A 21,384-nucleotide genomic window follows, 5' to 3' on the forward strand; every position below is an offset into this window, starting at 1 on the left:
TAAAATGAATTTAAAATTATTGAGGTGAAAAAAGGGAGGATTTAAATGAGTTTAGTACCTATGGTAGTAGAACAAACCAGCAGAGGTGAACGTTCTTACGATATTTTTTCAAGATTATTAAAAGAAAGAATAATAATGTTAAGTGGAGAAGTAAATGATGATAGCGCTAACTTAATTGTGGCACAGCTATTATTTTTAGAAAGTGAAGATCCTGATAAAGATATATATTTATATATAAACAGTCCGGGTGGATCAATCACAGCAGGGATGGCAATATATGATACTATGCAATATATAAAGTGTGACGTATCAACTATATGTATTGGTATGGCTGCATCAATGGGATCATTCCTTCTTATGAGTGGAGCTAAAGGGAAAAGATATGCTACTCCAAATGCGGAAGTTATGATACATCAACCATTAGGTGGATTCCAAGGTCAAGCAACTGATTTTGAAATACATGCTAAGAGAATTATAAAAATGAAAGAAAAATTAAACAAAATATATAGTGAAAATACTGGTAAGCCTTTAGAAGTAATAAATGCTGATGTTGAAAGAGATAATTTCATGAGTGCTGATGAAGCAAAGGAATATGGATTAATAGATGAGATTATAACTAGTCATAAAGTAGAAAAGAAGGAAGATTAGTATTTCATTACTTAGATTAAGTGAGGTGAGTTTATGGCTAAATATGACGATAAAAAACAACTAAAATGTTCTTTTTGTGGTAAGACACAAGAACAAGTAAAAAGGTTAATAGCAGGACCAGGAGTATACATCTGTGATGAATGTATTGATTTATGTTCAGAAATAATAGCAGATGAATTCCAAGAAGCTCCGGACTTTGATCCAAAGAGTTTACCAAAACCATATGAGATTAAGGAATACTTAGATTCTTATGTAGTAGGTCAAGATAGAGCTAAAAAATCTTTAGCAGTAGCTGTTTATAATCATTATAAGAGAATAAATACTAATAAAGATGATGGTGATGTAGAATTATCAAAAAGTAATATTTTATTACTTGGTCCAACAGGTTCAGGTAAAACATTACTAGCTCAAACATTAGCTAAATTTTTAAATGTACCATTTGCAATTGCAGATGCTACAACTTTAACTGAAGCAGGTTATGTTGGAGAAGATGTTGAAAATATACTTTTAAAATTAATTCAAAGTGCAGATTATGATGTTGAAAAAGCTGAAAGAGGAATAATATATATAGATGAAATAGATAAGATTGCAAGAAAATCTGAAAATCCATCTATAACAAGAGATGTATCTGGAGAAGGTGTACAACAAGCTTTATTAAAAATACTAGAAGGTACTGTTGCATCTGTTCCACCTCAAGGCGGAAGAAAGCATCCTCATCAAGAATTCATTCAAATAAATACATCTAATATATTATTTATTTGTGGTGGTGCATTTGATGGAGTAGATAAAATAATCGAAAATAGAACAAGAAAAAGTTCTATGGGATTTGGTGCAGAAATCCAAGGTAAACATGAAAAAGATGTTGGAAGTCTTTTAAAAGAAATTATGCCAGCTGATTTATTGAAATTTGGATTGATTCCTGAATTTGTTGGAAGACTTCCAATACTTGTAACATTGGAATCATTAGATAAAGCTGCATTAATTGAAATATTAACTAAGCCTAAGAACGCTCTTGTTAAACAATACAAAAAGTTGTTTGAACTTGATGATGTTAAGCTTGAGTTTAATGATGAATCTTTAGAAGCTATTGCAGCTGAAGCTATCAGCAGGCAAACAGGTGCCAGAGGGTTAAGAGCTATAATTGAAGATATAATGAATGAAATAATGTATGAGATACCTTCTGATAAAACGATAACTAAAGTTACAATAAATAAAGAAGCTATTAAAGATAAAAAGGAACCAGAAATAGAAAGACTAGAAGAAGGTAAAACTAGACCTTCATTAGTTAAGCCAAGATCAAAAAAAGAAGTTGAAACTGCTTAGTTTTTTAATCTCCAAAGATTTTATTAATCTTTGGAGATTTTATTATTTGGTAAATTACATTGTTGTAGAATTCTATTTAATCATTTGAAAAAATATAAAAGAAAAATTATACCTTCATAGAATTATATATAATTTAAGGAATATTTATCAATATATATACACATACTACTTTCAAGATGATTTTTGGAAGGGAGGAAAAGTATGCTTAAAAAGTATACTTAAGCAATAATGAATGAAGTAGTATTAATTTTTCAATTTGTTCTTATTATAGTAATGATATGTGTAATAAATAACTCAAGTAAACCTAAGGTGAACAAAACATCTACATATATTGATAGTAAGAATAAAGAATTAGATAATTTAAATAAAATGAGAAAAATAAAATTAACCGAACCGCTTACAGAAAAAAGCAGACCAACCAGTTTTGATGAAGTAATAGGTCAAGAAAAAGGTATTAAAGCATTAAAAGCTGCACTTTGTGGGCCAAATCCTCAGCATGTTATAATATATGGGCCTCCAGGAGTGGGGAAAACCGCTGCCGCTAGATTGGTATTAGAAGAAGCAAAAAAGAATAAAGTATCACCTTTTACAGCTACATCAAAGTTTATTGAGATAGATGCAACAACACTACGATTTGATGAAAGGGGTATAGCGGATCCGTTAATAGGATCAGTACATGATCCTATTTATCAAGGTGCAGGTTCACTTGGTGTTGCTGGGATACCTCAACCAAAGCCAGGAGCTGTGACAAAGGCACATGGAGGCGTATTATTTCTTGATGAAATAGGTGAACTACATCCAATTGAATTAAATAAGCTACTAAAAGTTCTAGAAGATAGAAAAGTCTTTTTAGACAGTGCATACTATAATGCTGATGATCCTAATATGCCAAAATACATAAAAGAAGTATTTGATAATGGATTACCAGCTGATTTTAGATTAATAGGTGCAACAACAAGATCGCCAGAAGAAATAATACCTGCTATTAGATCAAGGTGTGTAGAAATATTTTTTAGAGCATTACTTCCAGAAGAAATAGAAAAGATTGCTATAAATTCTGTAAAAAAAGTTGGATTAAATATAAGTGACGAAGGTGTAAGAGAAGTAAGTAAATACTGCACTAATGGAAGAGAAGTAATAAATTTAATTCAACTTGCATCAGGTGTGGCTATAAATGAAGATAGGCAGGAAATACAATTGGTTGATGTAAAGTGGGTATTAGAAAATGGCCAATACAATAAAATAGTATGTAATAGCATTCCAAATAACTCTAAAGTAGGTGTTGTTAATGGGTTAGCTGTATATGGGGCTAATATTGGTATTTTAATGCCTCTTGAGGTTAGTGTAAAAGAGGTTAAAAATAGAAGAGGAGAAATAAAAATAACAGGTATTGTTGAAGAAGAAGAAATAACAAATAATAATAAAAAGATAAAAATGAAAAGTACAGCATATTCATCTGTCCAAAATGTTCTTACTGTATTAGATAACTTATTTGGATTGTGTACTGAAAAGTATGATATTCATGTAAATATTTCAGGCGGAATGCCTATAGATGGACCATCAGCTGGAATAAGTATTGCAACAGCAATATATAGTGCAATAACAAGATCAAAAGTTGATAGATTTGTTGCAATGACAGGAGAAATAGGAATATTAGGATCAGTTAAAGCAATTGGAGGAGTAAAAGCTAAGATATCTGCTGCATTAAAAGCTGGTGTAAAAAGAGTAATAATTCCAAAAGAAAATTATGATGAATCATTACATGACATTGGTGATATTGAAATAATTCCAGTATCATATTTTACAGATGTTATTAGGTATTCGCTAAAAGAAGATTTAAATACTGTTAATAGAGAAATATTACTTGCAGAAGGCAATAATAATTTGGAGAATTAATAATATTGTAGTAAAATATAAATAAGAGGTTAGTTTATTTTATAAACTAACCTCTTATTAGAAATAAATGCTAAAAAACGCCATAGACACGCATATTGAAAAATCATACTAAAATAGTAAGTTTTTATTCTTTGGTATTATTGAAAAAAGTTATTAATATGTGTATACTAGATAGGTCCGAATAATTAAGGAAATAATGAATGGGGGGAAATAGTAAGATGAAAAAGTTATATACAATTCCTTTAATTCCTCTAAGAGGGTTAACTGTTTTTCCTAGTGTAGTAGTACATTTTGATGTTGGAAGAGAAAAATCAATAGCGGCTATTGAACAAGCCATGTTAGAAGAGCAGGAAGTATTTCTTGCAGCACAAAAAGATTCAGCCATTGAAGATCCAAGTAAAGATGATATATATACTATAGGAACTATATGTAAAATAAAACAAATACTCAAAATGAATGATAATTCTATAAGAGTTCTTGTAGAGGGAAAAGTAAGAGGTAAGATTACTGAATATATAGATGAAGAGAAAGATTATATTAAAGTTTCTGTAGAGGAAATAAATGTAGAAATAGTTAGAGATGAAAAATTAGAAGCTTATATAAAGTATTTAGATAAAGAATTTATAAAGCTTGTAAAGCTTACTAATGAAAGCTATTTAGAAGCATTGAAAGCAATTGAACCTTTAGAAAAGCCAGAAGAATTTGTTGATATGATAGCTTCATATGCTCTTACTGATGAAAAAGTTAAACAGGAAATTCTTGAAATTTTAGATATAAAGACTAGAATTGAAAAGATACTGGAAAGACTAAAGATAGAAATATCTATAGCAGCGCTTCAAAAGAAGCTTGAAGGAAAAGTTAAAAATAAAGTCAGTAAAGAACAAAAAGAATATTATCTAAGAGAGCAATTGAAAGCAATTCAAGAGGAACTTGGAGAAGATGAAACAGAACAAAATCAGCTAGAAAAATATAAAGAAAGAATTGATAAGAGTAAGCTTACAAAAGAAGGTAAGGAAAAGCTAAGCAATGAACTTTTAAGACTTAAAAATATGAGCTTATCTTCATCAGAAGCTAATGTTATAAGAACATACCTTGACTGGGTGCTTGATATTCCATGGGGAAAATATAGTAAAGAATCTATAGATGTTGTTAAAGCAAGAGAGGTCTTAGATGATGAACATTATGGATTAGATGATGTTAAAGATAGAGTTATAGAATACTTAGCAGTAAAGAAATTTAGTAAATCTCAAAAAGGACCTATATTATGTCTTGTTGGTCCTCCAGGAGTAGGTAAGACATCTATAGCAAGATCAATAGCAAAAGCTATTAACAGAAAATATTCAAGAATATCTCTTGGCGGAATGAGAGACGAAGCGGAAATTAGAGGGCATAGAAAAACTTATGTTGGAGCTATTCCAGGAAGAATAGCTTATGCATTAAAAGAGTCAAAAACAATGAATCCATTAATTTTATTTGATGAAATAGATAAAATAAACTCTGACTATAAAGGTGATCCTTCTGATGCATTATTAGAAATATTGGATAATGAACAAAATAAGGATTTTAGAGATTCGTACCTAGAAATACCTATGAATTTATCAAGAGCTATGTTTATAGCAACAGCTAATACATTAGATACTATACCAAGACCGCTTTTAGATAGAATGGAAGTAATCGAAGTAACAGGATACACATATGAAGAAAAATTTAATATTGCTAAAAACCATCTAATAAATAAAATTCTAGATGATTTAGATATAGATAGAAAGTTAATTGATATTAAGGATTCTGCAATAAAAGAAGTTATTGAAGGATATACTAGAGAATCAGGTGTGCGTGGACTTGAAAGAAAGCTAAGTTCACTTATAAGAAAAGCATTAGCTGAAATATTAAAATCAAATAAAGAAAAAATATCTATAAATAAGAAAAAAGTTGAAGAGCTATTAGGAAAAAGATTGTTTGACTTTGATAAGATTGATAAGTTAGATAAAATTGGAGTTGTAAATGGAATGGCATGGACTGCTTATGGTGGAGATACATTGCCTATAGAAGCAATGGTTATGTCTGGAAATGGAAAGCTTGAACTAACTGGGAAGCTTGGAGAAGTAATGCAGGAATCAGCTAAAACAGCATATAGCTATGTGAGAGCAAATGCTAATAAATTTGGAATAAAAGATAATTTCTATAAAGATAAAGATATACACATTCATGCTCCAGAAGGAGCTGTTCCAAAAGATGGGCCATCAGCTGGGGTTACTATGGTAACTGCACTTGTATCTGCATTGTCAGGTAAGAAGGTTAGACATAATGTTGCTATGACAGGTGAAGTTACATTAACGGGAAGAGTTCTCCCTATTGGTGGATTAAAGGAAAAATCATTAGCAGCTTATAGAGCTGGCTTAGATACAATAATAATTCCTAAAGAAAATGAGAAAGATATAGATAAGATACCACATTCAATTAGAAGCAGCTTAAACATCATACCTGCAGAAGAAGTAAATGAGGTATTAAATAATGCATTAATTGGAGAGGATAATAATGAGAATTAAACAATCAGAATTTATAACCTCAGCAGTAAAAAGAAGTCAATATCCAGAAGATAATAGAAATGAAATAGCTTTTGTTGGAAGATCAAATGTAGGTAAAAGCTCAATAATAAATTCGCTAACTAATAGAAAGAAATTAGCAAAAGTTAGTCAAACTCCTGGAAAAACAAGATTAGTAAATTTCTTTTTAATCAATAATGATTTTTATTTGGTTGATTTACCTGGATATGGATATGCGAAAGTTTCAAAAAGTGAGAAAGAATCATGGGGAAAAGTTATAGAGACTTATCTAAGCGATAGAGAGCAGTTAAAAAGAATTGTATTATTGGTGGATTCAAGACATAAACCTACTGAAGATGATATAATGATGTATGATTGGATAAAGCATTTTGGATATGATTGTGTAGTTGTAGCTACAAAAAGTGATAAACTTAAAAATTCTGAATTTAAAAAGAATGAAAAAGTAATTAGAGATACATTAAAGTTAAGAGTAGAAGATAAGTTGTACTTCTTTTCTTCTTTAACAAAGAAAGGAACTGAAACTTTAATTGATAATCTTTTCTTAGAATATGCAACAAATATAGACTAAATACATTGAGGAATTAAAGGAAAAGACTGAGATTTTAAAATCTCAGTCTTTTTATTATATGAGAAAATGTCAAGCTAATTGCAACACTTAGCTCGATAATTCGTCATATAAAAATGCTGAAAATTTTTTTGCTTTTTTCATATCAGATAAGAACTAAAAAGACAGAAAATAATACTATAATATTAGGCTATATACTAAAAACAATACGCTATTAAAAAAATAAAAAAATGTGTCAAAAAATCAGCTGAAGAATAGTATATAGTATAAAAACAAAAATATTTCCAAGGAGGAACAAATATGGAGATGAATGATATCCTAAATGGTTTAAATTCATGCGATGATACTTCAAGTGAATCAACTTCAACTAGTGATTGTTGCTGCTTTAGCGGAAGCACTAATAATGCTAACACAGGATTTCCACCTGTAATAGGCGGTGGATGCGGATTTAATGCTTGGATTTGGATTTTATTAATATTATTCTATTGTGGATGTGGAAATGGGTTTCTAGGTGGAGGATACAACAATAATAGAAACAATAATTGCTGCTGTAACTCATGTGACTCATGCTGTAAGAAAGACTGCTGCTGCTGTAATAACAACTCAGGATATAACAATAATAATGGCTCATGGTGGGGCGGTGGATTATTAGGAAACTGTAGTGCTTATTTATTCTTATTAGTAATCTTATTCCTTTGCAATGGTAGTTTTGGCGGCTTCGGCGGCTTCGGCGGCGGATGCGGTGGATTAGGTAATTTTGCAGGTACAGGTTTAGCTTAATTAATATTCTGAATTTTTAGGAAGGAGAGATAAATATGTCTAAAAAGAAGAGAAAATGTAATGACTGCTGCTGTGAGAAAATGTGTGATAGCTGCTGCTGTGAAACACCTTGCTGTTGTAATAACAACAACTCCTATGGAGGAACTGGAGGATTATTAGGCGGCTGTGGTGGTGGCGGTTTAGCACCAATTATATTCTTATTAATAGCTTGTGGATCAGGATTATTAAATTGTGGTTCATCTTATTTAATTATCTTACTATTTATATTATTTGGTGGATGCTTCTTTAATGCAGGATGCAATGGAGCAGGAAATAGCTGTTGCTGCTAAAATAATAGGTGGAGGACCGATGGTCCTCCAAAAAAATATCCAATTTTATAACACTTTTAAGTACATATGCATATACTAGAAATAGGTAAGTTATAAATGGGAGGATTTTTAATGGCTAAACATAAACATAGGAATCGGGAACCTTCACCAGAGAATAGAAATAATATGAATAATAATAACAATATGAATAATATAAATAATATGAATAATAATCCTTTTGGAATAGATCCTTTTCAATTAATGGGATTGCTTGGCGGAAATGTTGATATGAGGAATATAGGAAATATGTTATCTTCAATGAATACTAATGGTTTTAATTTGGGAAACTTGGAACCATTAGCTAAGATGGCAGGATTAAATTTTGGAAATAATAATGGAATCGGTAATATGAATCCAGCAGGTAGTGGAAATGGTATGAATAATATTAATATGATGAATGAAGTAGGAAGTTTAGATAATATTAATGATATGGATATGGAAAACGGTGCTGAAAATGAAGAAGATATTGAGGATATGAGTGCTATGACAACTGAAAAAAAGGAATCGGGAAAGAGAAGTAGTAAGAAACATAGGGATAAAAGCAATAATAGAGATGATGAAAATTTAGAGTTTTTGCATCATCTAAGAAATTGTGTTCACCCAGAAAGAGTAAAGCTTATAGATAAAATGATAGAATTATACATGAATGGAGGATTTAACGATATTTAATATAAAATAAATTAATATATAAATAAAAATATTTTTTAATGTATATAAATAAAGAAATTGTCAATACTATTAATGTAACGGAGAAAGTACTCTCCTACATGCTGAATTTAAATAAGAAGTATAATTTACAGCTTATTTAATTAAGCAACCCCCCCATCCCCCTTTTAGGCCGCATTTTGCGGCCTTATTTATTATTAATTATTTTGATTTTTTTATGCTAGTTATCTTATACAAAGAAGAATCTTTTTTTACATCAAGAAAAATTATAATCTCATCTTTATTGCCTTCACTTCCCTTTAAAGCATTTTTTTCAAAAGATAGCCTCCATTTTATATTAGTTGGATCGCCATTGGCATCCCATTTATAATCATAAAAGAATGCATTTTGAAATGCATATGAATAATTATCTTTATCCAAGTTCCATAATAAAGATAATTCGTTACTATTAATTCCACTCGTGAATATATCGGGTAACTCATCAACAACATAATTATATTCAACTAGATTTATAAATTTAATTACACTATCAAGGCTAGGAATATTATTGTTATCTTTGGAAGTATTTAGTATATCATTATTAATAACCATGGAACTTTCTAATGAAGATATACCATTTTTAGAATCAATTGAGTAAAGTTGTGGAGTTTTACTGTTCTTAGAATCAAGTATGCCTAAAATGTTTTTTTCAGTTGATGTAACTAGAGAAAAATCTTCTCCATTCCAATGAAATAAATAAGAAATGCTTTTGTTATTTTTTGAGCCCTGAAGAAGTATTTCAGGTATTTTATCTCTTGATAAATCATGAATGAATACAGTTGGTTTCCAATGATTATTAGTGGTAAAGAGTAGTTTATCAGGAACTTTTTTTGAAAGAAAATAATCATCTCCATAAGATTTTATATTGTAATCAATTTTATTTTGTCCATTTATCATTTGAAGTGTATCTTCTTTTCCATCACCAGTTAAATCATACTTAGAATTTTCATTTATATCTAATGGATAAATGGTTTGCGTTGTTTCAAATTTTTCTGATGTAAGAGTAAATATTACTATAGATAAAATAATTAAAAATAAAGTAAAAATTATATTAATAGCAAATTTCTTTTTAATAATTAGTATTTTCATTATGTATCACCTCATTAAATTATATGATGATATATGTGATACATAGAAGTAAAAAGAAAAGAACTATAGCTTCAATAAATAAATTTTACTAAAGTTATAGTCCCTATAAAGATATTATTGGCACTCCTTGCAGTATCCATAAAAATAAACTTGATTTGACATTATTTTATAATCACTATTGGTTTCGGCTAATTCATTAAGATTATCAAGAGATAAATTTTTAAAATCTTCAACTTTACTACATCCTAAACATTGTAAATGTGGATGTGGATGTACATTTGCATCATATCTAAAGTTGCCTTCACCAACATTTATTTCTTGTATTAAACCAACATCAGCTAGTGTTTTCAAAGACTTATAGACTGTAGCTAAGCTCATAGTTGGGTATTGCTCATGCATATCTGTATATATTTTATCTGCAGATGGGTGTGAATTGGTACCAATTAGATACTTATATACAGAAAGTCTTTGTGGGGTCAATTTTAGCTTTTTTTCTTTAAAAATAGAAGCTATAGTATCCATTCTCATCACCTCACTATAATTATATTTATATAATAAATTATAATATAAATATATAAGTATAGTCAATAAAAATAATTAGTTATATTAATAAATAGTTATTATTATTTATTAAAATATTAAATAATAATAACTATTTATTAATATATTGCATTATTATTATTTATAAAATATTGTAAAATATATAAAAATGTATTAGATACTAGATAAGATTTTTCACAAATAACCTTAAAAATTTTATTTAAAAGTTGTTAATTTATTAACAAAACAGAAAAAATGAAATATAATATATATATAATAAGAAAAAGGTTCATTGTCATAATTTATTTTTTTCTTATTATATGCGGTATTATAAATTGCAATCAACTTTAGTTTATACCTAAAATTTATATTGGGAGGCGTTTTTAATGAGTAAATATAAAGTTGGAGATGAATTAATAATAGTTAATGATCCTAGTAAGGATAATAAAAGGCTAAAAGAATTAACAAAACTATCTGTTGAGGGGGATTTTGCTAAGATTTCATGGGGAATAAAGATACTTAATGTAGAGTATGATAAGCCATATATAACATTAACTTATAAGAATTTTAAAGGTGAAAAAAACAAGGTATTTTCAGAATGTAGAGATATAGAAAACTTTGATAAAGAAAAAGTCCTAGAAAAAGCATTGTTAAGAGCTTTTCAAAATGAAATAATAAATATATCAGTAGTAAAAAATAATGGTGAATCGAAAAAGTGATTATTTAAAATATTCAAGAACTCTACCTTTTATGGACATGTATATAATATTATATTTGAGTATATTTGATTAGATAAATTTTTTATAATTAGATTCTAGGTGATAAAAATTATTTTATGTAAAAAATTAAATAATTATTAAAAAATATAAAAGATTTAGTAAAATTTGATATGAAACCTTTACAAATATAAACAAATGTAATATAATGTAACCATAATTTTCACATGAATAAATGAAAAGGGTGGGGTATATGAGAAAATGTCCATTTTGGTCTACACAAAAGGAAAAAGTAGAATGCAATTCAGAATGTCCGATGATTAATAAGAATTCAAATATGGATTCTGATGAACGCTGTATTTTCTGTGAATGTTCATTTGATAATAATATTGATATAAAAGGAATAATGAAAAACGAATATGATTTCATGAACATATCCATATATGAAGATGAAAGAAATTTAAAAGTAGGATATTAAAGAACTTAATTAAAAAAACCTCTCTGTTATATGGTTTCAGAGAGGCTTTTTTATACTAATATTTATTCTTCTTGATTTTCAAATGTACTTGTATATTTATGAAGCAATGATTGTTTTAATGTCCATAAATTTTGAGATAAATCGACATAATAAGTATGAGGATTTTCAAATCTTAAAACTTCTGACCATAATCTGTCAGTTTCTTTTTTAGAAAATTCTTTTATGTCTAATACACTAGGAGATTCATAAACACATTTGCCTTGCTCGAATATTTGTACTTGGAGATCTTTAATGTAGTAATTTTTTAATGTCTTTCTCTTCCAAGTATGAATAGGGTTAAATAGAGTTAGTGGCTTATTTTCATCAATTTTTTCATCTCTTAATGCAATTAAATCGGCAAGAGCTTTATTTGATTTTTTGTCGAAAATTCTCACAATCTTTTTAAATCCTGGATTAGTTATTTTCTCATCATTTTCACTTATTTTAATCTTTGGTACTATTTCGTTAGCTTCATCTAATGCAACTAGTTTATAAACTCCGCCGAAAACAGGTTCTGATTTAGCTGTTATTAATCTTTCACCAACACCAAATGAATCTATGCATGCGCCTTGATCTAGGACATCTTTTATTATGTGTTCATCAAGAGAGTTAGAAATTATAATTTTACAATCTTCATATCCAGCTTCATCAAGAATAGATCTACATTTTTTTGTTAAATAAGTTATATCTCCTGAATCAATCCTAATTCCCTTAGGTCTTTTTCCAAGAGGCTTTAATACTTCGTCAAATACTTTTATTGCATTAGGTAAACCAGATTTTATTACGTTATATGTATCAATAAGAAGTACACACTCATCAGGATAAATTTCTGACCATGTTTTAAATGCTTCATATTCAGTATCAAATAGCTGAACCCAGCTATGAGCCATTGTACCAACTGCAGGAATATTAAACATTCTGTCAGATAATGTACATGCAGTTGAATTACATCCACCTATTATGGCAGCTCTTGCTCCATAAATAGCACCATCATATCCTTGAGCACGTCTTGATCCAAATTCCATTACAGGACGACCTTCTGCAGCTCTGCATATTCTATGGGCTTTAGTAGCAATCAAAGTTTGATGGTTTATAGTTAAAAGAATCATTGTTTCAATAAATTGAGCTTGAATTACAGGACCTCTAACTGTTACAAGTGGTTCATTTGGAAATACAGGATATCCTTCTGGAACAGCCCAGACATCACAGCTAAATTTAAAATCTTTTAAATAATCAAGAAAGTCTTCTGAAAAAAGATTTTTATTTCTTAAATAATTTATATCCTCATCGGTAAATTCAAGGCTCTTTAAGTATTCAATTAATTGTTCAACACCAGCCATTATGCAGTATCCACCGCCATCTGGAACTCTTCTAAAGAACATATCAAAGTAAGCTATTTTATCTTTTAAACCTTTATTATAATAACCATTTCCCATTGTTAATTCATAAAAATCAACTAACATTGTTAAATTTCTTTCGTTTTTTACATCAAATTTTGAATTATTCATAAATAAGCTCCTTTTTAAATTACAAGAAATCATAAAATTAAATCTCATTATTCTAGCAATCATAATATTTATATCTGTATATAAAATATACAAAACTATTGTACAACTATAACACTTACATTACAATAGAGTTGCTAAAGGCTAGGTGAAATAAATGAATATAATGAATTTTAGTATAGCTAATTGCAATAGTGGAAATAAATTTTAATAATTTAATGTATAATAGATAAACTCAAAGAGAAAAGAGGAATGATGATGGGGTATAATCTTGATGAATATCAAGAAAGTTCTGTAAAAGCAGAAGAAAAAAATGCTTTAATAGTTGCAGCACCGGGTTCTGGAAAAACAACAGTAATAATAAATAGAGTTAATTATTTAGTGAAACAAAAAAATATATTGGATAAAAATATTATAGTAATAACTTTTACTAAAGCTGCAGCATTAAATATGAAAAAACGTTACTTTGATAAATTTAATACAACGACAGCACCATTCTTTGGAACGTTTCATGGACTGTTTTATAAGATGCTCTTAAAAACAGGAGGTAATATAGATATTATAGATGGAGGTATTGTACATAAAATAGTAAGTAATATTTTGAATAAATATTTTGATGAAGTAAGTGAGGATAAAGTAAAAGAAGCAATAAATAATATTTCCTTATATAAAACATCAAGATTACCGTTAAATGAATTTAAAGCTTCTATTTCAAAAGAAATATTTGAGGAAATTTTAGAAACATATGAAGGATATAAGAAAGAAAATAATAAGTATGATTTTGATGATTTATGCATTAAAGTCTTAGAACTTTTAAAAAGCAATAAGAATCTATGCTCAGCATACCAAAAATTATTTAAATATATACTAGTAGATGAGTTTCAAGATTGTGATGAGATGCAAATAGAATTTTTAAAAATAATAAATGAAGGCCATGAGAATTCTCTTTTTGCGGTAGGGGATGAAGATCAATGCATTTATTCATTTAGGGGATCTAAGCCAGAATATATGGTATCTTTTGATGAGATATTTGGCGATGCAAAGAAATACTATTTATCAGTTAATTATAGAAGTAAGCAAAATATAGTTGAAAGCTCTAAAAAATTAATAAAATTTAATAAAGCAAGAAATAATAAAGAAATTTATTTTAATAGAGAAGAGTTAGGAATTATAAAATGGTTTAATACGTATAATGAAAAAATGCAGGCTGAAAAGCTGGCTGATATTATAGAAGAAAATAAAAAGCTAGGAATACCATATGAGAAAAATGCAATTTTATATAGAACCAATATGGAATCTATGAATGCTATTGATGTACTGACAAGAAGAAAGATTCCATTTACTTTATTGGATCGTGAATATAATTTTTTTGAACATTTTATATGTAAAGATATAATAGCTTACTTAAAGTTAAGTGTAAACAATTTTGATAAAAAGAGTTTTATTCAAATAATAAATAAACCATTTAGATATATGAGTAAATCAAATATAGCCTATTTAAATAATTATTTTAAAGAAGAAAGTCCTTTTGATATTATAATAGATAAAGAAGATACGCCGCCATTTCAAAAGAAAAAAATAGATGAGCTTAGAAAAGATATAAATTATCTTAATAAAATTTCGTTATCATCAGCTATTTCATATATTGTTATGGATTTAGGATATATTGACCACTTAAGAGAATATTCACAAAAATTTGGACAGAGTTTGGATGATCTAGAGGATATTATTGAAGAATTTAAAGTAGCAGCGGAAGGTTATAAAACTATATTTGAATTTTTAGCACATGTAGATGAAGTTAAAGAAAGTATTGAGGAAAGTAAAAAGAAAAAAGATAGGGAAGGGGTTATATTAAGCACAATTCATGGCGTAAAAGGAATGGAATTTAAAAATGTTTATATAATAAACTGCTGTGAAGATACTATCCCACATTCATCAAGCAAGGATACAAACATAGAAGAAGAGAGAAGATTATTCTATGTTGGAATTACCCGTGCAATAGATGAGCTTTATTTATTCTCACCAAGAAATAGAAAAGGTCAGTTTAAAGATATTTCGAGATTTATAATAGAAGGTGGATTTAATGATTTGCCAGTAGATACTTATGGATATGAAATAGGAAGAAGAATAACTCATAAAACTTATGGAACTGGAATTATTGAAGAACTTGAAAAAGATAAGGCTACTATAAGATTTGATGATGGAGAAGTTAGAAGTTTTTCTTTAAAGGTACTAGTTGATAATGGATTAGTTAATAAGGTATAAAAAATTAAAAGAGTAACTTAATTTAGGGGATATAAGTTACTCTGAATACTGATTTATTATAGGGACAATAATGAAAACATAAAATTGTTCTGTAACAACTTTACAAGAACTATTTTATCTATCTAGTGTTACAGTATTATGTCAATAAAATTAAAATTTTATTAATGCAAGTATATTTAAAATTAAGAAAGCTTATATAGAATATATTGCTATTGATTTAACAATCTATATGATGATAAAATATCATATTATAAAAATGTAAAGTAAGGTGATATTTTGAAGAAGGTAGAAGATATTTCAGTTGAAGCATTAAAAAGTAATGAGTATTATGTGAAAAAACTAGATGAAGCTAAAAAATTAGTAAAACAAAAATAGGACAATCTAATATTTGTCCTATTTTTATTTATGTTAATATAGATGTTTTTTTATTGTTTCTTCAAGTGTGATATTATTCTTTCTTACATCATAACTATTCTTTATACTATTAAATAATGCAATTAGACAATCCTTATCAAGCATAGGATTATCATATAGTAGCATTTCTAAACATTCTCTTTCACGTGCAGTGTAATACTGATTGACTAAAAAATCATGAGATATTATAAGTAACTTCCAAGTTTCTGTGCTAAAAAGCTTAGTTTTTTTATTTCTAGCTAACACGTTATGAATTTGGAGATAGAGTATTTTATAAGTATTATCACTGGAGATATTATCATTTATAAATTCATATTTTCCAGGTGATGAATTGATTATTTTTTTATATGATTTTAAATTTTTCAAACCTTCTAATAACATTTTACGAGAAAATTTAAAATTAACAGTACCTTTAATTAAGCCATCAGGAATGTCTTTTCTTAATGTAGAATAGTCAAATGATATAATATCATCTTTATTTGATTCAATATAATTAATCCATTCAATATTAGATATTTTGGTAAACATTTTCAACACCTCCTGAACAAATGCTTTATATAAATATTTTACAATAAATAAAAGCAATTTAAAATTGCTTTATGAAAAATATAATAAATTCTTAATAAATAAAAAGTAACTATATTTTTGCATTAAATATAGATAAAAAAACTAAAGTAATTTTCTAAATCATTGTATGTAAATGTCTTATAATATATAATTTATAATAAGGTTTATATATTATAGAAGTAGGGAGAGTTTTATGAATTTAAGTAATTTTAATGAAAAAGATATAATTTTCTCTTTGGATATAGGTACTCGTTCTATTATAGGAACAGTAGGGATAATTAAAGATAAAAAATTTCAAGTAGTTTGTGAAAAATATTTAGAGCATGAAGAAAGGGCTATGGTGGATGGTCAAATTCATGATGTAAATTTAGTAGCACAAGTAGCATTGAAAGTAAAAGATGCCATTGAGAAAGAAATAGGCATTAAGCTTACAGAAGTTTCAATTGCTGCAGCAGGTAGATTTTTAAGAACAATTAATAGTAATGCTGAACTTGACATAAGTGATGATGAAAATGAAGTTAATAAAGAGATAGTTAGAACTCTTGAATTAAGTGCTGTAAAAAAAGCAGAAGAAGAAATTAATAAGACATCAGAAGGAAAATTATATTGTGTTGGGTATTCAGTTAAAAATTATTATTTAAATGGCTACTTAATAGCAAACTTAATTGGCCAAAAGGGTGAAAATATTGGAACAGAAGTAATAGCAACATTTTTACCTAGATCTGTAATTGATTCACTTTATTCAGTAATGAATAAAATAAATTTAAAAGTGAGCAATTTAACATTAGAACCAATAGCTGCAATGGAAGCAGCAGTTCCTAAAAATTTGAGGCTGTTAAATATAGGATTAGTAGATATAGGGGCAGGAACTTCAGATATAGCTATAAGTTCAAAAGAAACCATTTCAGCATATGGAATGGTACCAATTGCAGGTGATGAAATAACAGAAGCAATAGTACAGGAATATTTGGTAGACTTTAATACTGCAGAAAGAATAAAAAGATCAATTAAGGATAATGAAGAAATAACATATGTGGATATAATGGGATTAGAGAATACTGTATCTAGTGAATCAGTTTTAAAATCAATATATACTGTAGTAAAAAAATTAGCAGATGAAATATGTAAAAAGATAGTAGAGTTAAATGGTGATAAATCACCTAGTGCTGTATTTTTAGTTGGAGGTGGAGCACATACTCCAGGTTTAGTTGAACAGATGTCTGAAAAACTTAATTTACCGCCTCAAAGAATAGGTATAAAAGATAGAAGTACAGTTACTGAATGTATATCTGATAATAGTTTAGGCTCAGCAGGTGTAACTGTTCTTGGAATAGCTTTAACTGCAATAAAAAGTCTTGGAAATGATTTTATAGATGTAATGTTAAATGATGAACCTATAAGTTTATTTAATTCACACAATCATACTGTTATGGATGTAGTATTGCAAGCAGGAATCAATCCAAGCTTATTTATAAGTAAAAATGGTAAAAGCGTTAGATTTACTTATAATGGATGCAAAAGAATTGCTTTTGGTGATTATGGGAAAAATGCAGTTATTAAGATTAATGGTGAAGTAGCAGCATTAGAAAGTGAAATTAGAATTAATGATAAGATTAATATTGAATATGCTCAAAATGGTAAGGATGCACAACCTAAATTAGCTGATAATATAAGAGATATCGATTCTATGAGTATATATTTAAATGGAGATATAATTAATGTAGAACCTGTAATTATGGTAAATGATTGTGAAATAGATTTAGAATATATAATTAAAAATAATGATGATGTAAAAGTATTTTTACCTTCTAGATTGAAAGAGTTTAAGAAATATGTTATCAGAGAAGATGTAGAATTGTTAAATGAAGAAGGAAATCTATTGCCAGAAGAGTATGATATTAAAGAAGGGGATAAGATATTCAAAAAAAATACTGAAGAAGTTAATAATGTGGGAGATGTGAATATAGAAATAGATGAAAAAGTAGCTGAGACTGAAATTTTACCAGAAGATTCATTAAATGACGTCAACAAAGTGATTGATAATGAATTAGCTTCTTATGACGTTGTAAAAAATGATATTAATATTGAAGAGAAAGAAGTAAAAAAGAACGAAGATCATAATGAAGATGATAAATTAAAATTAGAAGAATTAAAAAATAAAATAAGTGAAAATAGAGGAATAACTGTTATTGTCAATAATGAAGAAATCAAAATGAAAGAAAAAGCACAATATGTAGTAGTTGATATTTTTGATTATATAGATTTTGATTTAACAGTACCAAAAGGTTCAATAAATATAACTTTAAATGGAGAAAATACTCCTTATACTGCGAGTATTAAAGATGGAGATGTTATAGAAGTATTCTGGTCGTAATTCATATAATAAAGTGATTTTAAATCTAAAATTTCCACTGGAACTTAAAATGACATATCTCACCCAACGGATATTGCATTAAAAATGACTACTGAATATGGAATAGGCGAAATGACTATGAACATTAAGAATAGAAAATAATATGACATTTTTATATTGGAATATGTGAAAACGGAAGTATAAAAAGAGAGAGAGGAATATACATGATTAATTTTAATAAAGAAGCAAATGAAATCAAAGATGAACTAATAGCCATAAGAAGAGATCTACACATGCATCCAGAACTTGGGTTTGAAGAAGTAAGAACTTCAGGAGTTATAAAAGAATTCTTAAAGGAAAATAATATTCCATATATCGAAGTTGCAAAAACTGGAGTTTGTGGAATAATCACAGGAACTAAGGATGGTGAAGGTAAAGTTGTAGCATTAAGAGGCGATATTGATGCACTTCCAATTCAAGATATGAAATCTTGTGAATATAAATCTCAGATTCCTGGGAGAATGCATGCATGCGGACATGATTCACATACAACAATCCTTATGGGAGCAGCTAAAATTTTAAATAAATATAAAGATAAATTTTCTGGAACAGTTAAGTTATTATTTGAGCCCGCAGAAGAAACTACAGGTGGAGCACCACATATGATAACACAGGGGGTACTAGAAAATCCAAGGGTTGATTGTATATTTGGACTTCATGTAGATGAAGAGACAGAATGTGGAACAATAAAGATAAAAAAAGGTGTAGTTAATGCTGCATCAAATCCTTATAATATAAAAATAACTGGTCAAGGTGGTCATGGGGCATCACCACATACAACGGTAGATCCAGTTGTAATTGCAAGCCATATAGTACTTGCACTTCAAACTATAGTAAGTAGAGAAATAGCTCCAGTAAATCCAGCTGTAGTAACAGTAGGCATGCTTCATGCTGGAACAGGACAAAATATTATTCCAGGAGAAGCAAAGCTTAGTGGAATGATTAGAACTATGACAAAAGAAGATAGGGAGTTTGCAGTTAGAAGATTAAATGAAATTGTAAATGGAATTGCTGAAATGTCTAGAGCCAAAGCTGAAGTCGAAGTTTTTGAAAGTTATCCTTGTCTATATAATGATGATGATTGTGTAGACTTATTAATGGAAAGTGCAAGTAGTGTTATAGGAAAAGAAAATGTATTAGAGCAAAAAGCACCTAAAATGGGTGTTGAGAGCTTTGCATATTTTGCTAATGAAAGACCATCAGCATTTTATTTCTTAGGATCAGGAAATAAAGAAAAAAATACAACACATCCAGCACATAGTGATTTATTTAATATAGATGAAGATTGTTTACCGATCGGAGTTGCTATTCAGGTAGCGGCAGCATTTAATTTCTTAACAAAGTAAAGTAAGAATAATTAGTATAACCATCCTGTGTTAAGTCTTAAACTTTAATGTTTATATAGACATATAGGATGGTTATTTATATACTGTAATTAAACATTTTATTTATTAGTTTGTAATATAACATTTTTTATCATATAATTTATAAGTAAAAAATGTTTTACTAAAGGAAAACGGAGTGATAATATTTGAAAATAGAAATTGGACCAAACGAAGCAGGACAGAGATTAGATAAATTCCTAAGAAAGTTATTAAAAGATGTACCATTAAGCGCTATATTTAAGGCGTTAAGAAAAAAGGACATAAGAGTTAATGGGAAGAAACAAAATGAAAAATATTTTTTAGAGGAAGGCGACATAGTAGAGATTAAATACATACAAAGTAAAAAAGAAGATAAAAGCAATAAATTTATGAAAGTTGATTCAAAACGAATGAAGATTTGTTTTGAAGATGATAATTTAGTAGTAGTTGAGAAATGGCCAGGAATTTTAGTACATTCTGATAGTGCTGATGGAAAAGAAGCAACACTTACAGATTATACCCTTTCATATCTAGATGCAAAGGGAGCATATGTTCCAGAAAATGAACTTACATTTACACCAGCAGCATGTAATAGATTAGATAGAAATACATCTGGCATGGTTATTTTTGGTAAAACTTTTGAAGGACTAAAATGCATAAATGAAGCAATTAGAGAAGATGAAATCAAAAAATATTATTATGCTCTTGTAAAAGGAAAGATAAAAAATGGAAGATATGAAGGTTATATATTAAAAAATTCAGATAATAACCTTTCAAAAATTTATGAAAATGAAGTTGAAGGTTCTAAAAAGATTATTACAGAAGTAAACACTGTAGAAACTAATGGAGCGTATTCACTTCTTGAAATAAATTTGATTACAGGAAGAAGCCATCAAATAAGAGCACATCTATCATATTTAGGAAATCCAATAATTGGTGATAATAAATATGGAGATAAGAAATTAAATTCATTCTTTGAGAATAAGTACGGACTTAATTATCAATTTTTATATGCTTATAAATTAAACTTTAGAGAAATTAAAGGAAAGCTTAGCTATTTAAAGAATAAGACTGTAGCTGTAGCTCTGCCTCCTTTATTTAAAAAGATAAAACAAGATGTATTTAAGTTTTCACTTAGATAG

18 protein-coding genes are annotated in these 21,384 nt (G+C 28.1%); 14 read left to right on the plus strand and 4 right to left on the minus strand.

Annotation, left to right across the window (positions count from 1 at the left end):
- The first annotated feature begins 45 nt into the window (after positions 1-45).
- The 8 genes from clpP (at position 46) to BN2920_RS09170 (ending at position 8,816) form a co-directional block, all read left to right on the plus strand.
- Positions 46-648 (plus strand): ATP-dependent Clp endopeptidase proteolytic subunit ClpP, encoded by a 603-nt coding sequence (clpP, locus tag BN2920_RS09135; RefSeq protein WP_058294710.1) that lies wholly within the window; start codon positions 46-48, stop codon positions 646-648.
- Positions 649-681: 33 nt separating this feature from the next.
- Entirely contained in the window at positions 682-1,971 is a 1,290-nt protein-coding gene (gene clpX / locus BN2920_RS09140; RefSeq protein WP_058294711.1) for an ATP-dependent Clp protease ATP-binding subunit ClpX, read from the plus strand.
- 228 nt (positions 1,972-2,199) lie between these two features.
- Positions 2,200-3,867 carry an ATP-dependent protease LonB gene (gene lonB, locus BN2920_RS09145; RefSeq protein WP_058294712.1) on the plus strand — a complete coding sequence of 556 codons (1,668 nt, stop codon included), beginning with the start codon at positions 2,200-2,202 and terminating at the stop codon, positions 3,865-3,867.
- A gap of 218 nt (positions 3,868-4,085) precedes the next feature.
- On the plus strand, positions 4,086-6,416 hold the full coding sequence (lon, locus tag BN2920_RS09150; RefSeq protein WP_058294713.1) for an endopeptidase La: 2,331 nt from the start codon (positions 4,086-4,088) through the stop codon (positions 6,414-6,416).
- Positions 6,406-7,002 (plus strand): ribosome biogenesis GTP-binding protein YihA/YsxC, encoded by a 597-nt coding sequence (gene yihA, locus BN2920_RS09155; RefSeq protein WP_058294714.1) that lies wholly within the window; start codon positions 6,406-6,408, stop codon positions 7,000-7,002. Before lon ends, yihA begins: the two co-directional genes overlap by 11 nt.
- A gap of 297 nt (positions 7,003-7,299) precedes the next feature.
- Complete coding sequence (locus tag BN2920_RS09160; protein WP_058294715.1) at positions 7,300-7,779, plus strand: hypothetical protein; 480 nt, start codon at positions 7,300-7,302, stop codon at positions 7,777-7,779.
- A gap of 35 nt (positions 7,780-7,814) precedes the next feature.
- Positions 7,815-8,108, plus strand: coding sequence for a hypothetical protein (locus BN2920_RS09165; protein WP_058294716.1), 294 nt, complete (start codon positions 7,815-7,817; stop codon positions 8,106-8,108).
- Between the two features lie 111 nt (positions 8,109-8,219).
- On the plus strand, positions 8,220-8,816 hold the full coding sequence (locus tag BN2920_RS09170; RefSeq protein ID WP_058294717.1) for a hypothetical protein: 597 nt from the start codon (positions 8,220-8,222) through the stop codon (positions 8,814-8,816).
- A gap of 198 nt (positions 8,817-9,014) precedes the next feature.
- Here the strand turns inward: BN2920_RS09170 and BN2920_RS09175 are convergent, their stop codons facing one another.
- Positions 9,015-9,941, minus strand: a complete 927-nt coding sequence (locus BN2920_RS09175; protein WP_058294718.1) for a hypothetical protein — start codon at positions 9,939-9,941, stop codon at positions 9,015-9,017.
- Between the two features lie 114 nt (positions 9,942-10,055).
- Complete coding sequence (gene perR, locus BN2920_RS09180) at positions 10,056-10,463, minus strand: transcriptional regulator PerR (RefSeq protein ID WP_058294719.1); 408 nt, start codon at positions 10,461-10,463, stop codon at positions 10,056-10,058.
- 404 nt (positions 10,464-10,867) lie between these two features.
- On the opposite strand from perR, the gene BN2920_RS09185 reads away from it, so the two are divergent.
- The gene (locus BN2920_RS09185; protein ID WP_058294720.1) at positions 10,868-11,200 is read left to right on the plus strand and encodes a hypothetical protein; all 333 of its coding nucleotides are present in this window, start codon (positions 10,868-10,870) and stop codon (positions 11,198-11,200) included.
- Positions 11,201-11,450: 250 nt separating this feature from the next.
- Complete coding sequence (locus BN2920_RS09190; protein ID WP_230132113.1) at positions 11,451-11,675, plus strand: hypothetical protein; 225 nt, start codon at positions 11,451-11,453, stop codon at positions 11,673-11,675.
- A gap of 62 nt (positions 11,676-11,737) precedes the next feature.
- On the opposite strand, the gene BN2920_RS09195 is transcribed toward BN2920_RS09190, so the two are convergent.
- Complete coding sequence (locus tag BN2920_RS09195) at positions 11,738-13,222, minus strand: nicotinate phosphoribosyltransferase (protein ID WP_058294722.1); 1,485 nt, start codon at positions 13,220-13,222, stop codon at positions 11,738-11,740.
- A 255-nt stretch (positions 13,223-13,477) separates the two neighbouring features.
- Here BN2920_RS09195 and BN2920_RS09200 point away from each other — a divergent pair, with 255 nt between their 5' ends.
- Positions 13,478-15,484: an ATP-dependent helicase gene (locus BN2920_RS09200; protein ID WP_058294723.1), complete on the plus strand. Its 2,007-nt coding sequence runs from the start codon at positions 13,478-13,480 to the stop codon at positions 15,482-15,484.
- Between the two features lie 408 nt (positions 15,485-15,892).
- On the opposite strand, the gene BN2920_RS09205 is transcribed toward BN2920_RS09200, so the two are convergent.
- Complete coding sequence (locus BN2920_RS09205; RefSeq protein WP_058294724.1) at positions 15,893-16,426, minus strand: hypothetical protein; 534 nt, start codon at positions 16,424-16,426, stop codon at positions 15,893-15,895.
- 232 nt (positions 16,427-16,658) lie between these two features.
- Here BN2920_RS09205 and BN2920_RS09210 point away from each other — a divergent pair, with 232 nt between their 5' ends.
- The 3 genes from BN2920_RS09210 (at position 16,659) to BN2920_RS09220 (ending at position 21,384) form a co-directional block, all read left to right on the plus strand.
- Positions 16,659-18,839: a cell division protein FtsA gene (locus BN2920_RS09210; protein WP_058294725.1), complete on the plus strand. Its 2,181-nt coding sequence runs from the start codon at positions 16,659-16,661 to the stop codon at positions 18,837-18,839.
- Positions 18,840-19,042: 203 nt separating this feature from the next.
- On the plus strand, positions 19,043-20,224 hold the full coding sequence (locus tag BN2920_RS09215) for a M20 metallopeptidase family protein (protein WP_058294726.1): 1,182 nt from the start codon (positions 19,043-19,045) through the stop codon (positions 20,222-20,224).
- A 185-nt stretch (positions 20,225-20,409) separates the two neighbouring features.
- Positions 20,410-21,384, plus strand: coding sequence for an RluA family pseudouridine synthase (locus BN2920_RS09220; RefSeq protein ID WP_058294727.1), 975 nt, complete (start codon positions 20,410-20,412; stop codon positions 21,382-21,384).

It is taken from the genome of Clostridium neonatale (genome assembly GCF_001458595.1).
Lineage (GTDB): Bacteria > Bacillota > Clostridia > Clostridiales > Clostridiaceae > Clostridium > Clostridium neonatale.

What these genes read in the sequence shown, in the direction of transcription:
- BN2920_RS09170 (WP_058294717.1), top strand. Translation starts at nt 8,220, where the DNA reads ATGGCTAAACATAAACATAGGAATCGGGAACCTTCACCAGAGAATAGA.
- BN2920_RS09210 (WP_058294725.1), top strand. Translation starts at nt 16,659, where the DNA reads ATGAATTTAAGTAATTTTAATGAAAAAGATATAATTTTCTCTTTGGAT.
- yihA (WP_058294714.1), top strand. Translation starts at nt 6,406, where the DNA reads ATGAGAATTAAACAATCAGAATTTATAACCTCAGCAGTAAAAAGAAGT.
- BN2920_RS09195 (WP_058294722.1), bottom strand. Translation starts at nt 13,222, where the DNA reads ATGAATAATTCAAAATTTGATGTAAAAAACGAAAGAAATTTAACAATG.
- BN2920_RS09160 (WP_058294715.1), top strand. Translation starts at nt 7,300, where the DNA reads ATGGAGATGAATGATATCCTAAATGGTTTAAATTCATGCGATGATACT.
- BN2920_RS09165 (WP_058294716.1), top strand. Translation starts at nt 7,815, where the DNA reads ATGTCTAAAAAGAAGAGAAAATGTAATGACTGCTGCTGTGAGAAAATG.
- BN2920_RS09175 (WP_058294718.1), bottom strand. Translation starts at nt 9,941, where the DNA reads ATGAAAATACTAATTATTAAAAAGAAATTTGCTATTAATATAATTTTT.
- lonB (WP_058294712.1), top strand. Translation starts at nt 2,200, where the DNA reads ATGAATGAAGTAGTATTAATTTTTCAATTTGTTCTTATTATAGTAATG.
- clpP (WP_058294710.1), top strand. Translation starts at nt 46, where the DNA reads ATGAGTTTAGTACCTATGGTAGTAGAACAAACCAGCAGAGGTGAACGT.
- BN2920_RS09205 (WP_058294724.1), bottom strand. Translation starts at nt 16,426, where the DNA reads ATGTTTACCAAAATATCTAATATTGAATGGATTAATTATATTGAATCA.
- BN2920_RS09185 (WP_058294720.1), top strand. Translation starts at nt 10,868, where the DNA reads ATGAGTAAATATAAAGTTGGAGATGAATTAATAATAGTTAATGATCCT.
- clpX (WP_058294711.1), top strand. Translation starts at nt 682, where the DNA reads ATGGCTAAATATGACGATAAAAAACAACTAAAATGTTCTTTTTGTGGT.
- lon (WP_058294713.1), top strand. Translation starts at nt 4,086, where the DNA reads ATGAAAAAGTTATATACAATTCCTTTAATTCCTCTAAGAGGGTTAACT.
- BN2920_RS09190 (WP_230132113.1), top strand. Translation starts at nt 11,451, where the DNA reads ATGAGAAAATGTCCATTTTGGTCTACACAAAAGGAAAAAGTAGAATGC.
- perR (WP_058294719.1), bottom strand. Translation starts at nt 10,463, where the DNA reads ATGGATACTATAGCTTCTATTTTTAAAGAAAAAAAGCTAAAATTGACC.
- BN2920_RS09200 (WP_058294723.1), top strand. Translation starts at nt 13,478, where the DNA reads ATGGGGTATAATCTTGATGAATATCAAGAAAGTTCTGTAAAAGCAGAA.
- BN2920_RS09215 (WP_058294726.1), top strand. Translation starts at nt 19,043, where the DNA reads ATGATTAATTTTAATAAAGAAGCAAATGAAATCAAAGATGAACTAATA.